At 38.0% G+C, this 16236-nt stretch carries 15 protein-coding genes, 1 tRNA gene and 1 pseudogene; 6 read left to right on the top strand and 11 right to left on the bottom strand.

The annotated features are described in order from the left end of the window. The first annotated feature begins 438 nt into the window (after nucleotides 1-438). The 5 genes from V7K25_RS27330 (at nucleotide 439) to V7K25_RS27310 (ending at nucleotide 4420) form a co-directional block, all read left to right on the top strand. Nucleotides 439-711 carry a hypothetical protein gene (locus V7K25_RS27330; protein ID WP_012410874.1) on the top strand — a complete coding sequence of 91 codons (273 nt, stop codon included), beginning with the start codon at nucleotides 439-441 and terminating at the stop codon, nucleotides 709-711. A gap of 13 nt (nucleotides 712-724) precedes the next feature. Further along, nucleotides 725-1402 (top strand): energy-coupling factor ABC transporter ATP-binding protein, encoded by a 678-nt coding sequence (locus tag V7K25_RS27325; RefSeq protein WP_100901107.1) that lies wholly within the window; start codon nucleotides 725-727, stop codon nucleotides 1400-1402. A gap of 317 nt (nucleotides 1403-1719) precedes the next feature. Beyond that, nucleotides 1720-2271, top strand: a complete 552-nt coding sequence (locus tag V7K25_RS27320; protein ID WP_335162437.1) for an NYN domain-containing protein — start codon at nucleotides 1720-1722, stop codon at nucleotides 2269-2271. A 156-nt stretch (nucleotides 2272-2427) separates the two neighbouring features. Beyond that, nucleotides 2428-2499 (top strand) — tRNA-Asn (locus V7K25_RS27315). Nucleotides 2500-3226: 727 nt separating this feature from the next. Continuing rightward, the gene (locus tag V7K25_RS27310) at nucleotides 3227-4420 is read left to right on the top strand and encodes a PPC domain-containing protein (protein ID WP_335162436.1); all 1194 of its coding nucleotides are present in this window, start codon (nucleotides 3227-3229) and stop codon (nucleotides 4418-4420) included. Nucleotides 4421-4730: 310 nt separating this feature from the next. Here the strand turns inward: V7K25_RS27310 and V7K25_RS27305 are convergent, their stop codons facing one another. Further along, nucleotides 4731-5570 (bottom strand): M56 family metallopeptidase, encoded by an 840-nt coding sequence (locus tag V7K25_RS27305; RefSeq protein ID WP_335162440.1) that lies wholly within the window; start codon nucleotides 5568-5570, stop codon nucleotides 4731-4733. After that, nucleotides 5570-5989 (bottom strand): BlaI/MecI/CopY family transcriptional regulator, encoded by a 420-nt coding sequence (locus V7K25_RS27300; RefSeq protein ID WP_194042018.1) that lies wholly within the window; start codon nucleotides 5987-5989, stop codon nucleotides 5570-5572. The genes V7K25_RS27305 and V7K25_RS27300 overlap by 1 nt, the downstream gene beginning before the upstream one ends. Nucleotides 5990-6360: 371 nt before the next feature. Here V7K25_RS27300 and V7K25_RS27295 point away from each other — a divergent pair, with 371 nt between their 5' ends. Next, nucleotides 6361-7101, top strand: a complete 741-nt coding sequence (locus V7K25_RS27295; protein WP_335162433.1) for a 2-phosphosulfolactate phosphatase family protein — start codon at nucleotides 6361-6363, stop codon at nucleotides 7099-7101. A gap of 52 nt (nucleotides 7102-7153) precedes the next feature. Here the strand turns inward: V7K25_RS27295 and rfbD are convergent, their stop codons facing one another. From rfbD to V7K25_RS27250, 9 genes and pseudogenes are all read right to left on the bottom strand, one after another. Next, a complete protein-coding gene (rfbD, locus tag V7K25_RS27290; RefSeq protein ID WP_335162431.1) occupies nucleotides 7154-8044 on the bottom strand; it encodes a dTDP-4-dehydrorhamnose reductase in 891 nt (296 codons plus the stop codon). A 36-nt stretch (nucleotides 8045-8080) separates the two neighbouring features. Further along, nucleotides 8081-8626 (bottom strand): dTDP-4-dehydrorhamnose 3,5-epimerase, encoded by a 546-nt coding sequence (rfbC, locus tag V7K25_RS27285; RefSeq protein ID WP_335162429.1) that lies wholly within the window; start codon nucleotides 8624-8626, stop codon nucleotides 8081-8083. Between the two features lie 116 nt (nucleotides 8627-8742). Then, entirely contained in the window at nucleotides 8743-9819 is a 1077-nt protein-coding gene (locus V7K25_RS27280) for a glucose-1-phosphate thymidylyltransferase (protein ID WP_335162427.1), read from the bottom strand. 98 nt (nucleotides 9820-9917) lie between these two features. Then, nucleotides 9918-10988, bottom strand: a complete 1071-nt coding sequence (locus tag V7K25_RS27275; protein WP_335162425.1) for a glycosyltransferase family 4 protein — start codon at nucleotides 10986-10988, stop codon at nucleotides 9918-9920. 16 nt (nucleotides 10989-11004) lie between these two features. Further along, the gene (locus V7K25_RS27270) at nucleotides 11005-11922 is read right to left on the bottom strand and encodes a glycosyltransferase family 2 protein (protein ID WP_335162423.1); all 918 of its coding nucleotides are present in this window, start codon (nucleotides 11920-11922) and stop codon (nucleotides 11005-11007) included. After that, nucleotides 11919-12938 (bottom strand): glycosyltransferase, encoded by a 1020-nt coding sequence (locus V7K25_RS27265; protein WP_335162421.1) that lies wholly within the window; start codon nucleotides 12936-12938, stop codon nucleotides 11919-11921. Before V7K25_RS27265 ends, V7K25_RS27270 begins: the two co-directional genes overlap by 4 nt. 575 nt (nucleotides 12939-13513) lie before the next feature. Further along, nucleotides 13514-14605, bottom strand: a complete 1092-nt coding sequence (locus V7K25_RS27260; RefSeq protein WP_335162419.1) for a glycosyltransferase family 2 protein — start codon at nucleotides 14603-14605, stop codon at nucleotides 13514-13516. 31 nt (nucleotides 14606-14636) lie between these two features. Beyond that, nucleotides 14637-15578, bottom strand: coding sequence for a glycosyltransferase family protein (locus tag V7K25_RS27255; RefSeq protein ID WP_335162417.1), 942 nt, complete (start codon nucleotides 15576-15578; stop codon nucleotides 14637-14639). Nucleotides 15579-15855: 277 nt separating this feature from the next. Beyond that, nucleotides 15856-16236 (bottom strand): annotated as a pseudogene (locus tag V7K25_RS27250) (glycosyltransferase); the annotation flags it as partial.

Genomic DNA, 16236 nt, shown 5'->3' with positions numbered 1-16236 from the left:
GACCAACCTACGAATACGAAGCGATCGCGCTTGAGCCAGTCGTCTAATACGTCAAACCACCCTCTACTAGGGGCGCGTCCAACTGCGATGGTCATTAGAGCAAATCTCCAAATGTTTATAAGTACAGGTTGTATCTGTATTATAGATGGCTAAATAAAAGCCTTCCATAAGCAGAAAGTTAACCGGGTTGTTAACCAAGTTTACAATTTTTTACACACCTTTAATCATATTAGGTGTAAATCGTTAATTTTTCTAGGGGTTTTGTAATAAAAATTAATTTTTGATTCAGATGAGGGAGCAGGGGAGACAAGGGGACATAAGTGATAACTTGCAACAAGTCTTTCTCCTTGTCCCCATGCCCAATGCCCAATGCTCATTTCCCTAGAATCAGTCAGCTGACGCTAAAATGAGTCCACAGTTAAATTTGATTATTGCTAAATGTTTACCATCGATTTAAGCATCAGAAACACTGCTTTCCCTATTTCTGTACAACGTAAGTCAGCAGAGGATGCTGAGGCTGTCTATCAGCTGATTTTGGCAGCAATACGCTCTGGTAACCCTGACATTGTGGAACTCAAGTGCGAGGGCAAGACAGAGAAAAAAATTGCTGTCCGCGCTAGTGAAATTTCTGGGGTGCAGATTGTTCAGAAAGATGGTACAACCCCTGGTGGTGGTAGGCCTCCTGGCTTTTTCGCTGTAGCTGCTGAGTAAGCAAGGTTGAGAAATGGCTCAAGTGGGCATTGAGGTCAAGGATTTAAATTTCAGTTGGCCTAATGGAGAGAAAGTTATCAAATCTTGCTCTTTAGAAGTACCCAAGGGCGAGTTTTGGATGCTGTTGGGTACAAATGGCAGTGGGAAATCAACGTTACTCAGACTGCTGGCGGGGTTATTAGCTCCTGAGTCTGGGGAAATTCGGGTTTTGCACCCCGTTGGCTTTGTCTTCCAAAATCCAGATCATCAACTGGTGATGCCAACGGTTGGTGCTGATGTGGCTTTTGGATTAGTGGAAGAAAAGTTACCACCTGCTGCGACTAGAGCCAGGGTTGAAGAGGCACTAGGAGCAGTGAATTTGCTTACTCTCCTACGACGCCCTATCTACGCACTTTCTGGGGGACAGAAACAGCGAGTCGCGATCGCTGGTGCGATCGCCCGTCGCTGTGAAGTCTTATTATTAGATGAACCCACTGCCTTACTAGATCCAGATAGCCAGTTGGATTTAGTGGCTGGTGTGCGCCGCCTTGTCAAAAGTCGAGGTATTACAGCTCTGTGGGTAACACATCGATTAGACGAGTTAAATTACTGTGACGGCGCTTTCTTACTAGAAAAAGGCTCTCTGGTAGATAGGGGTGAACCTCAACGCCTCAAACAACGTCTAATGGAGGTACACAGCGAAGCCTCTTAATTGAGTACTGTTAGCAGATAGCTAAGGTTGAGCCAGTGCTGAGTAAAGTAAAAAGTACTTAGGCTTTCATAGCGGTACATGCTCCACCCTTTATAGGTGGTCTTTTGGTTCAGTACTCTTCATTCTCATTACTACTGAAAATGAACTGCAACGCGCCTTTTAAAACAAAGGCGCGTTTTAAGTAGGTATGTCTGTTTTAGGTTTATGAGGCTGCCGTATTTTTTATTCTGTGTAGCATAGTGTTACAGACTATGCATCAATTATTATAAAACTTATGAATGAATTTTGTTAACTCTAGAAAATTGTGATTAAAAACCATGCCCCGTTCCTTACTGCAAGCCGTTTTGTTAGTAGACGGCTACAATATAATTGGCGCTTGGCCTTGCCTTAAAAAAACGCGTGATAGTGTTGGACTAGAGGCAGCACGGGGTGAACTTGTAGAAGCGATGACTGGTTATAGTGCCTTTCAAGGTTATGCAACTCAAATAGTTTTTGATGCCCAATATCAGAACTCTTCTAGCAATAAAGAAGTAATTACTGAGCTTTTGTCTGTTTATTACACTGATTTTGGGCAGACAGCAGATACTTATATTGAAAAATCTTGTGCGTCTATGCGCCAGCAAATAGCCCAATCTTTAATTTCTCGTGTAATTGTTGCTACATCAGATCGGGCACAGCAGCTGATGATACAAGGGTATGGGGCTGAATGGTTGTCGGCACAACAACTTTGTGGGGAAGTAGAAACTACCGTTTGTCGGATGCGACAGAAGTATCATACGCGCAAACAATCTAAGAGTAGGTTTTTAGCTAATGCCATTGATGCTAAGGCGCGGCAGCGTCTAGCTGAATTACGAATGGGATTACAGTAGATATTAGTATTTAAAAGTCTCTGCTTAAGTTCCTGAATGGGTTTTGGCTGTAAAAATTCTATAAATTGAGTATCTAAAAATAATATCTAAAAAAAATATTGGCGAAACTACTTGCCAAATACTATTTTTAGCCCTAAGATTATAAATTGTGAGTGGTCCTCAGTAGCTCAGTGGTAGAGCGATCGACTGTTAATCGATTGGTCGCTGGTTCGAATCCGGCCTGGGGAGTTTATTGGTTTTAAATTTTGTATTCTAGATTACCTCTCAGAGGTTTATGGTTGCTTGACTCAACTGTGAAGTTTCTGAATTAGGTGTATTTTGGTATACGTATCCTAAATAAGGGCTGCGTAGACGTAAAGCACCTTGTCGTTAGATATCGCAGCTAGAACAAGAAACCTTACACTTGTATTTGGTGGGTAATGGGAACATCTGCTAGACGGTGCGAGAATTAGGCTGGCGGCGTTCGTGAGTGCTGATGTCAAGGATTGTATTTGGTATTTGTCACCAATGGGGCGCGACGTTAATGCGTATTAAGGTAGGTAACGTTTTTACCAGAGGATGAAATACTTACAACCAACCACGAATATAATCCTTACCTTAACAAGTAGGGTCTTTGAATTTAGTACTCTTCATTCTCATAGTAAGTAGTGACGTTTTGCCCAAATATCTGAGTAAAAATCCGAAACGCAGCAGTTTCATTTTGTAGATTCAGTATATACGTACAAAAAGAAGGTGCGCTATAAAATATTTTGTAAAAAATAGCACATTGTAATATTTTGATTCAACGAAGGCAATGCGTTCCTAGTGCCCTGAGTGCAAAAATTTAGCGGGAGTTGTTAGAAAAAACGTAAGCAGATGGCATTTATCTTAATTATTAAACTAAGTATCAATCCCTTTTTGGGTTTGTCGAACTGACGTAAAATTAAGAGTACAAAATATTAGGAAGTTTGATGATATGTCCCTAAATATATCAAGTGTATTTAATGCCAATTTCTATCGTGATGCTAATGCTGACTTAGCTGGTTTAAATGATGCTCAAGCTTTATCACACTTCGAGACTTATGGTTTAAATGAAGGCCGTTCCTTCTCACCACTGATTAATTTAAGTTTTTATCGGTCTAGCAATTCTGACCTGGCAAGCTTCAACAACAGCCAACTGTTGAATCATCTGGAGAATTATGGTGTAGCTGAGGGACGCAGTTTCTCTCCATTGGTTGACCTTAACTACTATCGTGCTAAAAACAGTGACCTTGCAAGCTTTAACAACGAGCAGTTATTTAATCATCTGGAAAACTACGGTATTACTGAGGGTCGTAGCTTTGATCCACTTTTCAGTGCTGGACAATATCAGTTGCTTAACTCTGATCTCGCAAACCTAAATAATTCTCAACTTTTGAACCACCTTGAAATATATGGGATAAACGAAGGGCGTGACTTTTCACCCTATTTTGACTTTACTTACTATCGTGATAATAACCAAGAGTTAGCTAATTTGAACAACAGTCAGTTGTTGCAGCAGTTTGAAATCAATGGAATAAATGAAGGGCGTAAATCTTCACCCTATTTTGATGCTGGTTTCTATAAAGCAAATAATCCCGATTTGGCTTCTTTGAAAGGCATCAATTTAGTCGAACACTTTAGTTTATATGGTAGGGATGAAGGACGTCAGGCTGCGAGTGAATACGCTGGGAACACATTAGACACTGCTCGCCAACTTACAATAGGTTCAAATTATACTTTAGTATCGGAACATGTGAGTTCATCCGATCCTAATGACTACTATCAGTTCACTTTAAATCAACCCAGTACTGTTACGATAGATAAATTTAGCTTTTCTGGGAGCATCAGTGAACAACTGTTAAATGCAAACGGTGAGATTTTAGCTTCTAATACTGGTTCTAATACTGGTAATGATCAAAATAGTAGTATATCTGAAGCAACTCAAAGCATTTCATTAAATCCAGGAACTTACTATATACAGATTCAAGGTCAAGGAGGGAATAGTAATTACCAGTTCTACCTTACTACGGCAGAACAGAATCAAACACAACCTGACAACCCACTTGGGCTAACATTTCCCGATATAACAGATGCTGCGGGTCTAGCGGATATAATAGAATTGACTAACGATGCTAAATCGCTGGTCTAGTAAAGCAGGGCGGAAATAAACAAACAATATTGGTGAGAGAATAAATAATCAGGTTGAAACCAGTTTTGGCAGGTGGATCAGGAAATCAGAATGTGTTAAGATACTCCACTAATGTTACCGTTATCTGCATTTAGAAGAAGTTTTCAAGGGATCGCTTTTGCTTAAAACTCGAATAATTTCAGGCCGATTAATTGAGATAGTTAGTGCGGCTTTCGTTAGCACAAATCCCCGATTTATCAAAGAAATTGGGGATTTTTGGCTTTCAATTCTCACAAATAAAATAGGATTGCTATAGCTTTATAAATTCAAGTTAATTATGAAATACTACAGCTACTAAAGGCAATAATGCTAGAAGAAAACCGTGCCAAGATTGGAATTGAGAGACTTGGGTTGCTTCTGGAGGTGCTAATAGGGCTTCTATTCTTTGTTGTAAGCGATCTACACCAGAGGAACCCAATGCAGCACAACAAATTTCTGATAATACTGGGCTGGTACTAACTACTAATAAAAGTGATTCTGCTAACACCAGAGGGTCTACCTGTAATGCTGCATAACCATCGGCACGAAGTTCGCGCAAAGCTAACATTTCTTCCCACAAAGGTTCTGTATTCGGCAACCATGCAGTGCAGGAACGAACCCAGCCCAGCCAGAAAAACCAGAATGTATCCCTATAATAGTGATGCCCTTGCTCATGCGCTAAGACGCTTTCTAAATGATTTGGTGAGAGAATTTGCAGTAATCCTTGGCTAACCACCAATTCTGGTTGCCAAAAACCAATTTGACCTGCAAACAACGCCCCCGTTTGCAGTAACCTGGCTCGTTTATCCCCCAAATTTACCAGAGGACAGTTACGAGCAGATTCTACAGACTGCCAACCTTGAAAGGCGAGTTTAATGCATGAAATGGCAAAAAATGCTAAATAAATTAATGCTAGTAAATAGCTGACTGAGCCTGTGTACATTCCACCCATTTGTCCTTGGGGCCCCATAAACAGCACGGCGATCGCTGTCATAAAAATTAGCAAGGGCGGGAAAAGGAACAAAAATAGCGATCGCCCCCACCGCATACTCCAATTACCTTGGGGTTGATTCCAAGAGGATCTTACCCACCAGGCAACTGCCAACACAATCAAAATCATCATCAGATGCATCATTTTTCCTCCCTGGCTTGGCGTGCTGATTGAATGCGTTTAGCGATCGCTGCTATTTGCTCACTAGCTGCTTCATCTAAGCTATCAGCAAAAGCAGCAATAACATCGGGGTTACCCACTGCCAGAAATCGCTGTAACTGCTCGTGGGCTTTGATGACATCTGATTGCTGTTTACTCAGCATTGGCCGCCAGTAAAACGCTCGCTCTTTCTTATCGCAGGCTAGCCAACCTTTATCAGTGAGGCGACGTAAGACAGTAGTGACAGAAGTATACGCTAATTCGCGGTTGGGGTCAGCCAGAATGCGATCGTGTACATCTTTTACTGTGACTGAACCAAGTTCCCAAATGATATTTAAAATTTCCGCTTCCAATGGGCCTAAAGATAGTTGTTTAGGGCGGTAATCGGGTAAAGGTGCCATAGCAATTTCAATGGGGAGTGGGGAGTGGGGAACAAGTAAATATCTGTCTCTTCGCGCTGCAACCTTGAAGCTGTAACTTTTTCCCCATAAAGATTAAGTCTGTTCTTGTTTTAGATTACTAGATAGTGCGGCAGTCTGAAAGTCTATTCAGATAAAAATAGGCTTTTTGAGTATTTATTAGAGACTCTTAAAATTTAGTTAAAACCCCTAGCAGATTTATTCCTCAGTCCCATCATGTATTAAATAACATATTAATATTATGCTTTTTGATGGTAAAAAATTCTCTGGGAGGAATTGAGATTATAGTTAGTGACACCAACTAGGTAGAATGTTATTTGCGGTAGTAGTATTAAACTAGGTGTATCCAGCGCGTGAAGCTATTCGTATACCACACTCCTGAATTGACTCCAACGGGTAAAGCGCCAGAATGTGCGATCGCAGTCGATGTCTTGCGAGCCACTAGCACAATTGCGACAGTTTTGGCAGCTGGAGGCGAAGCTGTACAAGTATTCAGCGATTTAGATCAGTTAATTGAAGTTAGCGAAAAATGGCCTTCTGAAAAACGTCTGCGGGCTGGCGAACGCGGTGGCGCGAAAGTAGCTGGCTTTGAGTTGGGTAACTCTCCCCTCGACTGCACACCAGAATTAGTGCAAGGGCGTCGCTTGTTTATCAGTACCACCAATGGTACTCGTGCCTTACAACGGGTACAAGACTCCCCAAATCTATTAGCAGCAGCCTTAATTAACCGGGCGGCGGTGGTGCAATTTCTTTTAGAGAAACAACCAGAGACAGTGTGGATTGTCGGTTCTGGTTGGGAAGGTAGTTTTTCTTTAGAAGATACAGTTTGTGCAGGTGCGATCGCTCATAGTCTTTTACAGCAAACACAGCTGTCCCCAGAAGAACTAGCTGGTAATGATGAAGTAATTAGTGCGATCGCTCTTTATTCTCAGTGGCAAGATAACTTATTGGGATTACTTCACCAAGCTAGTCATGGCCAACGATTGTTGCGTCTTGACTGTCACGAAGATTTAAAATATTGTTCCCAAACTGATATTTTAGATGTTTTGCCAATACAACATGAAACGGGAGTTTTGAAAAGTCAAAGTAAATAGGGAATAGGGAGTGGGGAATGGGGAATAGGGAAGAAACTTAATGAACAATGCCCTATTCTCCATTCCCGATTTTCAAATCTGTAAGCATTTGTCGAAGTCTTTGTCGCCAATGGGGCGGATGTGTTTCTAAAATTGCTGAGATTTTTTCACAAGCAAGGACAGAATAGGCAGGGCGAAGGGCTGGTGTGGGATATTCGGCGGTAGTAATGGGGACAATACGTTCAACTTTCAAAGGGAAGCCTAGCTGTTGTGCTTCTTCAAAAATCGCAACGGCAAAATCATACCAACTAGCAATGCCGCTATTAGTGTAGTGATAACTACCGCTAATTTCTGGGGTTAACTGGGGAATTGTCTGGGCTATAACTGTGGCTATATCTTGCGCCCAAGTCGGGCTACCTATTTGATCGGCGACGACACGGATTTCTTGGCGTTCTGCACCTAGTCGCAGCATGGTTTTGACAAAATTGCTTTTGCCAAAGGTTCCATAAACCCAAGCAGTGCGGAGGATGAGGTAATCGGCGCAAGTTTCCCGAATTGCTTCTTCTCCAGCAAGTTTGGTTTTACCATAAACACTCAAGGGATTAGTAGCATCGGTTTCCTGGTAAGGACGATACCGATTACCATCAAAAACATAATCGGTCGAAATATGAATTAGAAAAGCTCCTAATTTTTGGCTTTCTTGAGCAATAATTAGAGGTGCGATCGCATTAATAGCGCTAGCAAGTTCGGGTTCGCTTTCTGCTTTGTCCACAGCAGTATAAGCTGCGGCGTTAATAATGATTTGCGGCTGTTTTGATCTGATGACGTTGCGGATAGTATCGGGTTGGGCAAGGTCTACTATTGGGCGTTCTACTGAGATAATATCGCCATAGTAGGGGAGTATTTGTTGCAGTTCCTTACCTACTTGACCGTTGCTACCAATCAGCAAAATTAATTTACTCATCCTAATTAGTTTTTGAGCCTAAGGCAATCATCAAGCTTAATCAAATACTTCAGCAGTTCTCAAAGATTTCCCGGCTTCGTCTTTAGTTGATAAAATCGGTGGTGTACTCAAAGGCCAATCTATAGCTAAATCTGGATCGTTCCATAGAATTGTGCGATCGCCTTGAGGTGCGTAATAATCTGTAGTTTTGTAGAGAACTTCAGCTATTTCTGAAAGCACGAGAAAGCCATGAGCAAAGCCTGGTGGTATCCACAATAGGCGTTTGTTCTCAGCACTGAGTTCATAACCTACCCACTTACCGAAGGTAGTCGAACTTTTTCTAATATCTACGGCTACGTCAAAGATAGTGCCAACAATAGCCCGGACAAGTTTACCTTGGGGTTGTTGAATTTGGTAGTGCAATCCCCGCAGAACGTTTTGTTTAGATTGGGAGTGGTTATCTTGGACGAAATTCGCAATAATACCAGTCTCTTGGGCAAATTTTCGGTCGTTGTAGGCTTCAAAAAAGAACCCGCGATCGTCTTTAAATACTTGGGGATCAAGTTGTATAACTTCAGGGATTTTGGTCTGTACAATGCTCATCAATATTATTTCGAGTAACCCGCCACAGTGTTAATTGTGAGAGTAATTTAATGCTTGTATTTTACAGCTAACAGGTAACATTTCGACCGTAGCTTTTCCTGTTTTTAACAAGTAAATCACGTTAGTTCAATTTGACAGTCATCGCCAATTAAAAATCTTAAGGCTTTGGGGCGACGGGGTGCAAGAGTCAATTGTGCCCTTTGTCCAATCACACTATCAATAATACGCTGATGAATTCCAGCAATTTTAGCACCTTCTAAAATCACGCTGTGTTCTAAATCGGTATCAATGAGTGTGGCATTGTTGGCAATACTACTATACGGCCCAATGAAGCAGTTTTCTAAATGACAATTGCTACCAATGATTACTGGCCCCCGAATTGTACAGTTAATTACTTTAGATTTTGCACCAATTTGGACTCGCCCAATAATCTGACTTTGGGAATCGACTTCGCCAAGAACTGATGCTCTTAGATATGTGTCAAGAATCAATCGGTTAGCTTCTAGTAAGTCGTCTTTTTTCCCAGTATCTAACCACCAACCTTGGAGATTATAGGCTAAAACTTGTTTTTTCTGATTAATTAGGTATTGAATAGCATCAGTAATTTCCAGTTCGCCTCTGGCGGAAGGTTGAATATTTGCGATCGCATCATAGATGAGGTGAGAAAAGAAATAAACCCCTACCAATGCTAGATTTGAAGGAGGAACTTGGGGTTTTTCAATTAACTGTAATACCCGTCCGGTTTCATCGATCTCAGCCACACCAAAGGCGCTAGGGTTAGCAACTGAACGTAAGAGAATCAAAGCATCTGGCTGTTGTTGGCTAAATTGTTGCAGAAAATAACGTAACTCACCTAATTGAATCAGGTTATCACCCAAGTACATTACAAAGGGAGAATCTTTTAAAAAAGGACGGGCAACTTGGACGGCGTGAGCAAGTCCAAGTGGCTGGTCTTGTACAATGTAGGTGATGTTCGCTCCAAAGTATTCTCCATTTCCGGTTTTCGCTTGGACTTCTGCCCCAGTTTCCGGGCTGATGATGATGCCAATATCAGTAATACCAGCAGCGACCATTTCTTCGATGCCATACCATAAAACAGGTTTATTTGCAACTGGTACGAGTTGTTTTGCTCCACTATAAGTGAGGGGACGTAAACGTGTGCCTTTACCGCCAGAGAGAATTAGTGCTTTCATAAGGATTGAGGATTAATTAGAAGCCATTAGTCAAGATAATCTGAAATCTCGACAAAATCCTAAATTTTTGCATCCAGATTTTCGCGTTAGTTTCTCTTTTATAGATAGCGGGATAAGACTTCGACGGTTGCTTTTCCTGTTTTTTCCCAACTGAATTGTTGAGAGTGAGTGATACCTTGGCTAGAAAGGCGCAATCGCAACTCCGAATCAGTTGCAATAGCTTGCATAGCCTCTGTAATTTCTCCGGTGTTGTAGGGATTGATCAGAATCGCTGCATCGCCAGCTACTTCTGGTAAGGAGGAGAGATTGGAGGTAATGACAGGAGTACCACAAGCCATTGCTTCGAGGACAGGTAAACCAAAACCCTCCCAGAGACTAGGGAAAACCAGAGCGATCGCTTGATTGATGATTTTTGGCAATTCGCTGTAAGGAATATAGTCTAGGAACTTTACTTGATTAGTTATACCTAGTTGCTCAACTTGCGCTTTTAAAATTGGGGTATAACGGCGATCGCTTGGCCCTGCTAACCACAGTTCATAATCTTTGCAGTTAGGTAAGGCAGCAAAGGCGGTAATTAAACGTTCAGGATTTTTGTGAGGATTATGCCTTCCTAAATAAAGGAAATAATTTTGCGTTGGTAAATTAAAAAAATGAAACTTTTCTCTGTCATACGCTAGTGGAATCACAGTTATTTTGTCTTCGGGAACTTCTAAAAATTTGCTTAAATCTTCAGATGTTGCGATTGAATCACAAATAACGTGCTTTGATTGTCTTATTACAGCACGAATATAATAGCTGCAATAAAGCCGTTGCGTTATAGAAAACCATTGTGGAAATCTTAAAGGAATTAAATCATGAACAGTAACGACATAAGAACAGGAAGAAAATAGAGGAGCCTCTGGGATAGGAGAAAATAATAATGTAGACTTCATCTGCCGATAAATATTTGGCAGTTGAAATTGCGTCCATAGCAGACGCTTTAAATGCCCTTTAATACCAAAATCTGTTGTTATATCTGGTGGTGACGGATGACATTTAATACCATAAATTTCAATTGGACTTAAAACGTCAATATCTAAGGTTTTTAGCTCTTTAAATAAATTCAGACTATAACTTAACCAACCTGTCGGTTTAGTTGGAGCAAAAGATAAATTTCCTAAAATAGGCATAATAAAATTATTTATATTAATTAGATAAAGATCCTTGAACAGCAGATTTTTTAAAAGTAAATAACAAAACAATAATTTTTCGACTGTTAGGATTATTTGTAGTTATAAATTCAGTAAAAAACTTATAAAAAAGATACATACGTAATAAAATTTGTTCCCACAAAGGGCGATGCTTTTGATAATAATAAATCTGGCTACGCCTATATTCTATACTCATTATGTTTGCAGCCTTTTGAATTGAGTATCCTTTCAAATGAATCAAAGATACATGAGGTGTATAGATAATTTTATATCCTTGATACTGCGCTCTTTGGCATAAATCTGATTCTTCAAAATACATGAAAAAGTTCTCATCAAATCCACTTAATTCATGAAATAAACTTGAGCGAATAAAAAAAGCAGCACCTACAACAATATCGACTTCTTTAATTTCTTGAAATTCCTGCTCAATTAAACTTTGTTGAGAGATATTTAAATAATCTTGATGCATCTTACGAGCTTGATATTCACCTTTGATTCCTAATGCTGGCGAAACAGAAATTTGTAAACTACCATCCGGATTTAGCAATTTTGGGCCAATAATTCCTACTTGTGGATCTTCTTGCATCAACTCAATTAGATGGGGTAAAATATTACTAGTAAGTACAGTATCAGTATTTAATAAAAATAAGAATTCTCCACTAGCAACCTTTGCACCTGCATTATTTCCTGCTCCAAAGCCGCGATTTTCTATCTGTTTAACTACGTGAATTTGGGGGTAATTTATTGCTAATAATTCAATGCTATTATCGCTAGAGGCATTATCTACAATGATAATTTCATAGCTAGGTATATCAATAAACTTTTCTATAGAATTTAAACAATCTGGTAGAATCTCTTTTCCATTATAGTTAACTAAAATAATCGACACAGAAATAGGTTGCTGTTGATTCATTTATTTTGGATATTATTGTATTGAGATATTGACAAAAACTTAAATATATAATTTTTAATTCTTTGAATATCAAACAAAACCTTAATAATCCAAATTCGTAGAGCTATACCTTCAGAACCGTATCTGTTTTGCCAACTTTGATAGCAAAGCTTCAGAATTCCTAAACCAAAATCTAATCGTAGAGTATCAAAAGGATTAGTTAAGCTTGAATTAGGTTCACTTTGAAAACGATCAGCAAGTGCTTTACTTAAGTTATAATGAAATAAATAGCTTTTACCCGTAATTCGATATTTATTCCTAGCCCATACTATAAATTCAGTGTATATCTTCCCAGCATTTTGGACTACCCCAACTGTATTAGAATTGTGAATCCTATAACGGATTAATGGTTGCCGAAGATGGGCGATTTTACCTTTTTTAATTGCAACTAAAGCTACCCACCAGTCGTGATGCCAACCAAATTCATGTTTGGGGAAGGGAAGAATATAGGGAATCAGAGAAGTACAAAATAATAAAGAGCATCCTGTCACCACATTGCGAAGTAATAACAATTCTACTGTAGATTTTTCAGGATTACGTCCCTCAAAATCCCAGGCAGAAGGATGAATAGTTTCGTCGTAACTATTGATAAGTTTCAGATCAGAATGAACCAAAAGCACTTGTTTAGAACGTAGTTCTGTCAGCAATATTTCTAATTTGTCTGCTTCCCAAATATCATCTTGATCTGAAAAGGCGATCGCTGTAATTCTGGGGTCTTGAATACAGTATTGTAAACCCCGTTCAAAATTGTAATAATGCTTAAGATTATCGCTATGAAAATGGCAGATAAATCGTGAATCATTATCAATAATTTTTTTAATTTCAGCTTGATATTTAAGTTGAGAATAGTCATCAACTAGATGACAAACCCAGTTATGCCAAGTCTGGTTTTGAATAGACTCGATCTGTTTCTGAAAATATCCAATATGAGGATTATATGTCGCTAAAACAATACCAATTTTTTCTTGAACCTGCATTTTAGTTGAAATTATAAGTTTAACATAACCAGATATGCAACGGGAGCATCCACTTTCGGCGGATCTACTTTTTTAGATGAACTATATAGTAGGGTTTTTGGAGTACCAAAATTATGTTTCTTCCAAAAATGGATGCTCCCTATGCAACTTGTACAAAAGTATTGTTCTAATCTTCACAAAGTAGAACCTGAGCAGGACTTTCACAGATTTTGGCTAAATTAGTATTTTGGAAGAATTATTTAGTGATAGGACTTACGCAAAATCTACGATTATTCTCTACGAGACGCTACGCGATGGCATTCTTGGCTGTTCAATAAATTAAGCTTTTTAAGACTTTTTGCGTAAGTCCTAAGAGGTTGTTTGAAAAGTGATTGGCTGTGATTTTAATCGCCTTGTTACCCCCCCTTAGTCCCCCCGATATATTAGGGGGAAACAAGAAAAATCCGGTTCCCTCCTCAATGCATCGGGGAGGATGGATAAAAATATTTGATACATTAATCATGACTTTTCAAACATCCTCTAAGTGAGTTTGAGATTATTTCTTTTCCTAAATCTTTGATCATAATCACTTGTATTTACTCATTTTGTCCGGAAACAATTATTTTTTTAAATTTAAACCACAGTTTCCTCATTTGCCAAAATTTACTACTTTCCATTGCTGCAATTTTCGTTTTTAAATGATGAATTTCTAATTTTGCCAGATTAATCTGAGCATCTGCTTTATCCAATTCGGTATGAGTAGTTTCCAAATCTATTTGCCTTTCCTCCAGTTGTGTATCAACTATAAATCCAAAAACTTTATCCAAATCGTCGTATTTCTTTATTAAAAAGGCAAACTTTTTATGAAAATATTTTGCGATGTTCGCTGTATATTTATTAGTAGTATGAATTTGAGAATTAGGATGAGTCCTATAAGCTGCTACAATGTTAGCAACTAGCTTACAGTTATAATTAGACATTCCTAAGTTTAACCACAAATCGTAATCCTCCCATCCATACCAGCCATATTCAATTAATTCAGTGGAATAGCCACCTAATTTAATAACAACTTCTTTATTAAACATTGCCATAGCATCAATATATGGCGCTCTGACTAACTCGCGTATATCCCACTCATAATAGGAAAGAAAGCCTAATCCTTGTTTAGTTACATTTTCAAATTTATTGATGATGCCATAAGTAGCTGCATAATTAGAATCTTTGATCGCATTGTATAACGTTGTTAAACAATTAGGATAAATCCAATTATCAGCATCCATCATAAACACATAGGGTGCGCGAGCAAGTTTTAGTCCTATGTTTCTAGCATCACTTGTACCAGTATTGAAAGCTTTACTAATTAAACAAATTGGAATGTCAGACTCAGCAAGATATTGCTTAACTAAATTTTGAGAATTATCTGTTGAACAGTCATCAACTACTAAAATGTCAAATCCTTGTGGTAAACCAGAAACATTAGATTTACAGATACTATTCAAACATTCATATATGTATTCAGAATAGTTAAAGAGTGTGATTACTACAGTTACACATGGTGTTGTAAATTCTTTGTATGCAGAATTGGCTTCACATACCCAAGGATTATTGCCTAAAATTTCCGATAATTTGGCTAATTGTAAACGGCTAATTAAAGAATTTCTGCGTACCTCTAAACTATCAAATTGCATTTTTCACCTCACCAATTTTCATTTTAAAATATTATAAACTATTTATTTTATTAATTAAAGAATTACAAACCATCTGTGCAGTGTAATTATGTATGACAAATTCGTAAGCTTCTTTAGTAATTTGACATCTAGCATTTTCATTTTCTAGATAATACTTACAATACTCAATAATATCTTCACTTTCGCTCATTACAATATGCTTTCCACTCACTAATGGTTCAATATAATCACTTTGTTCAGAAACTATTAGACAATGATTACTAATAGCCATTAAAATCCGATGCCACTCAAAATAAGTTCTATGAGCGAAGTGAATATTTAGTATAATTTTACTAGAATCTAATAATTTATTTCGCTTCTTTCCTGAATAAAATCCAGGAGTAGTTTTTAAGTTCGGTTTATCGATTCTTGACATAATAAAATGACAATTATATTGACTAAAAAAGTCAGCATGTTTAGATAAAAATATTTCTCTTTTTGGTGAATGAGAACCTATAAATAAAATATCTATTGGTTTTGATAGTTCACTATTATTTTCTGCTTTAAAAAATAAATCTTCATAACCTAAAGGAGTATGAATAGCTGGAATACCACGTTTATTAAATTCTTGAACTCCTTGTTTATTTATATCAAATACACCTTTAGCATCTTTAGCTGGGTAATAAGCAATCTCAAACCAAGTACTACCTGGTTGTTCAACATTTAAAACATAAACGTTTTTAGTAACTTTTAAAACTTTCGATGTAGATAATGTTTTTTCAAGATATAGCGGGTAAAATTCATGAGGAGCAACGACAATTTGAATTAAATTATCCTCTACCTTTGTCGAGGGTATTTTATCCACAAGCAATTCTACTGAAAGACCGCTTTTTTTAAAGCCTTCAGCAAATATTTCGGCAATTTCAGTCATAAACTGATTGCCTAACGATGTGATAAATAACCTAACTGCATTTATATTTTTAGATTTTGACATTTCTCTACTTTTGTAATGATAGTGACAAACTATAATTTTGTTTTAAGTTATTATTTAATTTTATCCTTGGTGATAACTTACATAAAAGCTACCGTAACTTCTAAAGTTAAGTTTTATGTAGTGTAGTTAAGCGAATTTATACCTCTTATACTGATTTAAACTCTAGAATTATATCTAAAGTTGGTATAATTGTAAATTGATATGAGCAGCATTAGTTATTTATTATATTTACAAGATAATAAAAATAGAGTTTTGCACATCATTTTTTGGTATATATTTAATTATTTTTTATTGATTCATCTTTTTCCAATCCTAATAGCCCTTTTAACCAGAACCATATTTTTCGTAATTTCCAGAATTTACTACTCTGCATCGCTATAATTTCCTGTTGAGAAAGTTCTAATTCTGTCTGAGTCTGTTGCAGTTGAAATTGCGATCGCTCCAATTCAGCTTGAGTCTGTTGCAGTTGAGATTGCTCCAATTCAACTTGAGTCTGTTGCAGTTGAGATTGCGATCGCTCCAATTCTGTCTGAGTCTGTTGCAGTTGAGATTGCGATCGCTCTAATTCTGTCTGAGTCTGTTGCAGTTGAGATTGCGATCGCTCTAATTCTGTCTGAGTCTGTTGCAGTTGAGATTGCGATCGCTCTAATTCTGTCTG

The sequence above is a fragment of the Nostoc sp. genome (assembly GCF_036919495.1).
In the GTDB taxonomy this organism is placed as follows: domain Bacteria; phylum Cyanobacteriota; class Cyanobacteriia; order Cyanobacteriales; family Nostocaceae; genus Nostoc.
Note: the sequence above shows the minus strand (reverse complement) of the source record. Positions and strands in the feature narration are given on the sequence as shown.